This is a genomic window from Caproiciproducens galactitolivorans, assembly GCF_026672255.1.
GTDB classification, from domain to species: domain Bacteria; phylum Bacillota; class Clostridia; order Oscillospirales; family Acutalibacteraceae; genus Caproiciproducens; species Caproiciproducens galactitolivorans_A.
Map to the genome: position 1 here is coordinate 307,172 of NZ_JAPOHA010000003.1, position 7,472 is coordinate 314,643.

The window sequence follows — 7,472 nt, forward strand, 5'->3', positions numbered from 1 at the left end:
AATTACGATTCGCGCATTCAGCGCCTTGAAGAGATTCGAAAATCCGTTGATTTTCGCTTTACAAACAAGGCCAAAAAAATAACCCAAAAAGAAACTACTTCTGTAGCGCCCTTTTGAGTTCATCCAATTTCACATGTGCAATAAACTTCTTTGAAAGCCTTCATGGCTTATTTCGTACATCATAGCATGGCTCAGCGATTTTGTCAATCAGAAAGCCATGCCATTCTGTTCAGGAGCCGCCCCGCAGATAGATGTTCCCCAGTTTTATAAAATCCGGTCGTCCGGCGGAATCCAATAACGCGGCGGATTCATCCGCGTTGGGTACTCTGTTTTTATTGAGTTCTTGAATAATGGCTTCCGCTTTATAAATCCCGACCCCGTGGCCATAGAACATGCCGTTGCCCAGATCGATGGTATTTTCCCCCTGCCACTCCGGGGTAAGCAGATTGACGTCGGGGTTATTAAAGTATCTGCGGTCGCCCGGCAGGTAAACGTCCCGTCTCTGCATATTGCCGACTTCCCAAAGAAGCCTGTCGATTCGGTGCCAGTTCATCAGATCGATTTTGGGAAAGGTCTTGTTAAACAGAGCTTCCCCATAGACTTTTAAAAGTGCGCCGTAATACACAATCATCATTGCGGTTGCGCATTCCGTACCGTATTGGGAGCCGTTGTGAAAGATATCCGCGATCGCCGCGGCGGGATTTGCTCCGTCATTTAACGCAAAGCCGCCGTCCCAGAGCCTTTTCCAATAGGTCGGATTGCAGCGGGTTTCGCGAAAAACCTCGAATCCCAACCCGCTCCGGTTCAGTTCGTAGGAAGCGGCGATGATTTCTTTGCGCAGGCGCAGCTCAAACTTGAGCTGATCCATCGACGGATAGGAGAAATGCGTGTCGCCGGCGGCAAGTTTCCGGAGTATTTTTTGCTCCACGCTGTCTTCCGGGTATTCCGCCAGAAGGGATTCCGGGGTTACGGCCGTGCCGTTTACAATAATCATGCGAAATCCCTCCTGCCCATTTTGGCGATTTCGAGCTGTTTTTCAATGGGATACTGTATCCACTGGTTCCAGTTGGAGGGGTTTTCCGAATGAAGGCTGTTGGAGTAACTCGCCAATACGGCTTTTTCGTTCTCTTCGGTGTCTTTGAATTGATTCAGGCACGACTGTTCCGAATCCGACAGAGCCGATACCGGCTCCTTTTTACGGGGGGAAACTTTTTTACATAGATATTTTGCTTCCAGGTTAACCCCGCAGGGCGTGGGGCAGTTGGTCTGCATAAGGCTTTCCCCTGTAAAGTACAGATAGGGATTGTTCTCCTTCAGCCATGACAGGTAGCGGGAATATTGGGTTTGCCTTTCCATTCTGGTTCCGAGCGGCGTGTCCCGCGGAAGGCTGAGCAGCTGGCACGCAAGCGCAGTATCCTTAGGGTTGTTGGAACGAAGCCGTTCGGCAATCAGGCGAAGGGCATAGACATCGCGGGAACTGAAGAAAGCCCATACCAGATCATGATAATAGGTACCTTTCTGGTTGCGCTTGAAAATCAACTCCGCGGCAATGGGCAGCACCATCTTTTCGCAGCATTTTTTGATAAGAATCGTTGCCGAGACATCCAGTACCCGGTCGAACGCTTCACTCAGCCCGTCGTCGGGAGCGCCGGTGCGCAAAATCCAGAACAGGGAAGCATAATAGGCTTCGTTGTTGATGGCCAGCGGAATACCGGATACATCGGCAAGCGTTTTTTCGGGCAGAACTTTATCGCAAAAGCGCAGAGCGATCCGATTGCGCTCATTAAGCTCGTGAAACAGGTCGAGCTGAACAATATCCGGGCGCAAGACAAACAGAGTTGCAAAACGCAGCCCTGCGTCATTCAAAATCCGAACGGTGCTTTTCGGTTTCCCTTTTTCCATCATCAGGAATTGCCTTCTGCAAGCTTCAATCCCCTGTGCCTGACGAATCCGTTCCAGCTGATTCGCTGAATTTTCTGCGTTCATTTTACCCGCCTCTTTCAATGGAAGTTCTTAATCCATAATATTGCGGAGAGGTGATTTTGTTGCGCATTTCATTACAGCGAACAGGAACCCTCTTTTCCTTTTGTTTCCGTTTTGCATTCCGGAATTTTTCAAAGGAATTCAACAGGCTTTATCAATATAAAAATTTTGTGATGGGCCGGATTATGGGAAACAGGACAGTATTTGCGCCTGGAAGCAATAAACCAAAAATATTATACAAAGAACTCCAGTAAAAATCGTAAAACTTCTACTAGATGGTTTTTAATTTTATTCAGAATATTGTAAAATTTTACACTTTTTGGTCGATATTATAGAAGAGAAAATCTTTATAAAAAATTAATAGAGGGCGTATGAGCATGATTTTCAAGCGAAACACAGCAGCCAAGATTTTACTGTTTATCGGCCTTCCTGTCATCATTATTTTTATTTGTATGTCCTTAATGATTCTTCAGCCGGTAAAGCAGTCGGTTACCCAATTGACGACAAGTGAATTAACGACGCAGTCGCTATACGCTTCGAATCAGATCGAGAACTTTTTTGCCAAATACACAGGAATAACGGAACAGCTGAAAATGAATGCTACCCTTCAGAATTTTCTGCTGAATGCCTCTTCCAAACCGGATCTGAAGGAAGTCCCCGGATTTAACGATGTTGATCAGACCCTTAAAAATATAACAGCGTCTGATAAAGAGAATATCATGGTTACCTGGGTTGCAGATACGGCAACAGATAACCTTATTGATGAGAGAAATGGAATTATATCCTTTAAAATTGCCAGCAGGCCGTGGTATAATAAGCTGGCAGAAAGCAAGAGGACAATTATAACGGATCCCTATACGGATATAGCGACAAAAGGGTTAACCGTCAGCATTATTACCCCGATTTATAAAAGCGACGGATCAACGTTGATCGGCGCAGCGGGAATTGATATTAAACTGGATCGTCTTTACCAGATGGTCAGCGATTATAAGCTGGGAACCTCCGGATTCTATATCCTGACCAGTGCGGACGGGCAGTTGATTTATCACCCCGACCAATCGCTGAAAGGCAAAAATGTAGCGGATTCGAAAATGTCCCAAAATATTATCAATGAAATGCAGGGAAAATCCTCCGGATTCCTTACCTATACCGCAATGGGAAAGAAGGATTACGGATATGTCTCGCCGGTCGGATCAACCGGTTGGAAAGTAGCGACCGGTATGCCGGAAGCGGAATTCAACAACTCCTATGACTCTGTACAGCGTTCCCTCCTGATCGATTTATTGATTGCCCTTCTGATTATCTGCCTGATTACGTTTTTCATCGCGAAAGGAATCGTCAATCCGCTGGAGAAACTCGAGGCCGCTGCAAATCAGATTGCGGACGGCAATCTCGACGTAAAGATCGATGTGAAATCGGAAGACGAAGTCGGCAAGGTTGCCACCGCTTTCTCCAGAACGGTTGAAAGTTTGAAGAAATATATTGAGTACATTGATGAAATCTCGAATGTGCTGGATCAGATTGCCGCCGGAAATCTGGTCTTTGACCTGCATTGCGATTATATCGGCGAATTTTCAAAGATTAAAACCGCGTTGGAGAACATTAGGGCAACGCTTGTCAAGACCTTTACCGAAATCAACAGTTCCGCCGATCAGGTTGCCAGCGGTTCCGATCAGGTTGCCAGCGCGTCGCAGTCCCTGGCACAGGGCGCAACCGAGCAGGCCAGTTCCATTCAGGAACTTTCCGCTTCGATCGCGGACATCGCTTCGCAGGTAAGAGAAAATGCGGCGAATGCAAAAACAGTGAACGATCTTTCCGAAACTTCCTCGTCCGAAATTGAACACGGAAATAAGCTGATGCAGGAAATGACGGAGGCTATGCTGGAAATCAGCACTTCGTCCAATAAAATCCAGAATATTATCAAAACCATTGATGATATCGCGTTCCAGACGAACATCCTTGCGTTGAATGCGGCCGTGGAAGCCGCACGCGCCGGCGCAGCGGGGAAAGGCTTTGCCGTTGTAGCCGACGAAGTCCGGAATCTGGCAAGCAAGAGCGCACAGGCTGCGAAGGATACGACCGGATTAATTGAAGACGCCATTGAGTCGGTTGAAAAAGGGCAGAAGATTGCAGACGAGACGGCACAGTCATTACAGCAAATTATCGAAGGAACTGATAAAACCACCGGCTTAATTAAAGAAATCTCAAGAGCGTCCAACGACCAGGCGACAGCCATTGAACAGATTACCCTCGGCGTGGATCAGATTTCCAGCGTTGTACAAACCAATTCCGCCACAAGTGAGGAAAGCGCGGCCTCCAGTGAGGAACTCAGCGGGCAGGCGCAGACTTTAAAGGTGCTGGTAAGTAAATTTAAAACAGGAAAGACGGCTGATTCAGCGAATACCGCCGACTATATCAGCCCAGTCATTTCAACGGAAAAAGACAATAAATATTAACTCTTTTAAAACGGACCGGCCGGGTCATTCGATTCGGCCGGTTCGCCGCATAGAAAAGCGAATCCGGAATCAGCTTTGATTTAATTTGAAATGACTGTAATATTCAGCAGCCGCGGCGGGCAATCTATAGCTGAGGTGAGTGATTTGAAAGTAAAAGAAATTATGTCCAAAAAAATTGCAAGTTTGAATTCAGAGGATTCGGTCGAACGGGCCGCGCAGCTGATGAAACAGTATGACGTGGGTTCCATCCCGGTATGCCGGCAGAATCAAGTCGTCGGTATTGTAACGGACAGGGATATCGCGGTTCGCACGATTGCGGAAGGCCGGGATTCCAAACAGCAGAAAGTCAGCGATATTATGAGCGCCAATCCCGTTGTCGGCAATCCGGATATGGACGTTCACGATGCTGCCCGAATTATGAGCGATCAGCAGATTCGCAGGCTGCCCATCGTTGACAATAACAGCCTTGTCGGAATCGTTGCTTTAGGGGATATTTCCGTTGAACCGGACCTTCAGGATAACGCGGAACAGGCTCTTAAAAATATCTCGCAGCCCTGCGAAAGCAAAATGTAAATCTTTCCGGTGCTTTCCGGGAAGCAGGAACAAAAAAACAGCAGTAACGGAAAACCGGGACCGTACTGCTGTTTTTTCTGTCTGTGCGCCGGAATTATTCATGCTGCAAGCCGTTCGGCACTTCGTTCACCGGTTTCGGAATGTCGTAGATATCGGTATAAGCATCTGCTTCCTCTTCATTTGCCGGCGGGGTCTGAATCAGGCCGGTGCAGTCCATTGAGGACACAATGCCTTCCGAACCAAAAAAAGAATCTTCATCCTGCAATTTGAGCTTACGTTTATCTTCATCACTCATATCGTTTCCTCCTGCTTTTTTGATGAAATTAGTTTGCCCCAAAACAGGATAATATAAGCATAAAAAGTTTTTGCAAAAAATCAAAAAGCCGCCCCTTTTTACAGGGCGGCTATATGGAGAATGTTTCACTGGAAGGACGTGTAACCTGGCATCACCCCCATAGTTACGTATTCTCATAGCACAATTCTATACTACAGAATAAAGGAATATTTTGCAAATGTAAATCATGGTAAAATCCCTAAATAATGGTGAATCCCTGTCGTATTGCGGTCCGGCAGGGATTCGGTTCGTTTATCTTGAAGATGTTATAGCGCTTGACGAAGTTCCGGGCACCGTGCCGGCCTGACTGCCGGATATTACGCCGGACTGGTTGCCGCCTAAACCGGAAACAACGCCGGAAACCTGGCCGCCGAGCGCTTTCCCCTCGGAAGTTACCTTGGATACCGCGCCGGAGGCGGTGTTGCCTATACCGGAGTACATATTTTTACAGCCTGTAAATGAAAAAAGAATCAAAGTACACACCGAAATCATTACCATCAATGTTTTTTTCATGTTAACCCTCCTTTCCGTTATTATCGTTCCACCATCATGGGGAAATATAGGATGAAATTTAAATATTATTCCGTATATCTTCGGATTCGGAATCTTTCCTGTCAATATTTAACCAGTGCGCGTGCAGAGCGGCCTCTTCCGCGTTGATGCATTGACTTTCCGAAATCCAGTCTCCGGAGTCTGCATAATAACCGACAGACCATACGCCGGGTTCGGTTTTATGATAAATATATAAAGGCATATTGATCGCTCTTTCCGCCGCTTATCGGCTTTGAATTTCCTATTTAATTTTTCCGTTTTTTAAAGTTTTAGCCTTTAAAATCTTACCCAGAAAAGGAATGGATTTCCAAATAAAAAAAGGAGCATGAACCGGCTTGTTCATGCTCCTTGCATTTTCTAAACAATAAAAAGTTTTATACCGGACTGTTCGATCACGTTTCTCCATTCCACCGGCAATCCGGAATCGGTAATGATCATATCCATTTCATTTAGCTGGGCATAGTAGGCCGGGCTTACTTTCCCGAATTTACTGGAGTCGGTAATCAGAATTTTCGTCTGGGCGGACTGCAGTGCGGTACGCTTTGTCAGCACCTCGTAATTGTTTGCGCAGGTAATGCCGAGCTTCTCATGTACGCCGGTGGCGGAAATAAATACTTTTGTGGCCCGGATTTCGCTGATCAGGTCGATGCCCTGGGGAGATTCAAACAACTGCCCGTTTGGGTGGAAATAGCCGCCGGGGAAAATCAGCTTGATGAGCGGCTTATTGATGAGATAGGAAAGAACGTTGTAATTATAACAAAGAACGGTGATGTCCATATCTTCCGGCATATACCTTGCCAGTTTGTCCGCGGTAGAGCCTGAGTCGATAATTACCACGTCGCCCGGTTCAATCAGCGTTGCCGCAAACTTCCCGATGCGGTCTTTTTCCTCGTTCATCTGTATTTTTGCAGAATAAAGTTCGTAATTTGAAAAACTGTTTTCCACAACGCTGTTGCGGTGATAGGTGGCCTTTCCGTAGCTGCGGTCTACAATATCGTCGCTTTTCAAGGTGTCGAGATCCCGCCGGATCGTCATTTCCGAAACACCCAGAATTTCGGAAAGCCGCCGAACGGTTAACGTTTTATTTTCTTTTAATAGAGCGATCAGTTTATTTAATCGTTCACTTCGATTGCTCATGTTCACACGTCCAAACTATTTATCAGTCATATTTCTAATATTATACCAAATCCTGTGTAAAAATCAACTTATTTTTATAGTTTTCGTTTCAAATGAACATTAGTATGTTAAAAATAACATTTTAATGTTAGATAAATGATCGTTTAATTAGATATTGTTCGATATAGTTGTTAAATACACTATGAAACATAAAGACTATTCATCTAAAACAACGAAAATTCACATTATCATTGACTTTTCGGGATGATAACATCATAATTATGATCAAAGAAACCGTAAATCGAACAATTTAAGAGCTGAATGTGAATTAGTATAGCTTTCTGATGAAATTTATGTGCGAAACAGATGGGTGAACCTGCAAATAGGCTGTGGGTTGGGAAAGGATGGATAAAATGAACAAAACGGAAAAGAAGGAACTGCAGATTCTTGCGTGTAAA

General features: G+C 45.5%; 8 protein-coding genes. 2 read left to right on the plus strand and 6 right to left on the minus strand.

Translation table 11 applies throughout. The features are described from left to right. Nucleotides 1-229: 229 nt before the first annotated feature. Together OUY18_RS04635 and OUY18_RS04640 are read right to left on the minus strand one after the other, a co-directional pair. A complete protein-coding gene (locus tag OUY18_RS04635) occupies nucleotides 230-994 on the minus strand; it encodes a protein-glutamine gamma-glutamyltransferase (RefSeq protein WP_268057555.1) in 765 nt (254 codons plus the stop codon). After that, nucleotides 991-1,986 carry a hypothetical protein gene (locus OUY18_RS04640; protein ID WP_268057556.1) on the minus strand — a complete coding sequence of 332 codons (996 nt, stop codon included), beginning with the start codon at nucleotides 1,984-1,986 and terminating at the stop codon, nucleotides 991-993. The genes OUY18_RS04635 and OUY18_RS04640 overlap by 4 nt, the downstream gene beginning before the upstream one ends. Nucleotides 1,987-2,360: 374 nt before the next feature. Here OUY18_RS04640 and OUY18_RS04645 point away from each other — a divergent pair, with 374 nt between their 5' ends. Continuing rightward, entirely contained in the window at nucleotides 2,361-4,439 is a 2,079-nt protein-coding gene (locus OUY18_RS04645; protein WP_268057557.1) for a methyl-accepting chemotaxis protein, read from the plus strand. 144 nt (nucleotides 4,440-4,583) lie between these two features. Beyond that, on the plus strand, nucleotides 4,584-5,012 hold the full coding sequence (locus tag OUY18_RS04650; RefSeq protein ID WP_268057558.1) for a CBS domain-containing protein: 429 nt from the start codon (nucleotides 4,584-4,586) through the stop codon (nucleotides 5,010-5,012). A gap of 94 nt (nucleotides 5,013-5,106) precedes the next feature. Here the strand turns inward: OUY18_RS04650 and OUY18_RS04655 are convergent, their stop codons facing one another. From OUY18_RS04655 to OUY18_RS04670, 4 genes are all read right to left on the minus strand, one after another. Continuing rightward, on the minus strand, nucleotides 5,107-5,307 hold the full coding sequence (locus tag OUY18_RS04655; RefSeq protein WP_268057559.1) for a hypothetical protein: 201 nt from the start codon (nucleotides 5,305-5,307) through the stop codon (nucleotides 5,107-5,109). A 291-nt stretch (nucleotides 5,308-5,598) separates the two neighbouring features. Beyond that, the gene (locus tag OUY18_RS04660) at nucleotides 5,599-5,859 is read right to left on the minus strand and encodes a hypothetical protein (RefSeq protein ID WP_268057560.1); all 261 of its coding nucleotides are present in this window, start codon (nucleotides 5,857-5,859) and stop codon (nucleotides 5,599-5,601) included. A gap of 58 nt (nucleotides 5,860-5,917) precedes the next feature. Then, entirely contained in the window at nucleotides 5,918-6,100 is a 183-nt protein-coding gene (locus OUY18_RS04665) for a hypothetical protein (RefSeq protein WP_268057561.1), read from the minus strand. 155 nt (nucleotides 6,101-6,255) lie between these two features. Then, nucleotides 6,256-7,035, minus strand: coding sequence for a DeoR/GlpR family DNA-binding transcription regulator (locus OUY18_RS04670; RefSeq protein WP_268057562.1), 780 nt, complete (start codon nucleotides 7,033-7,035; stop codon nucleotides 6,256-6,258). Nucleotides 7,036-7,472: the final 437 nt, after the last annotated feature.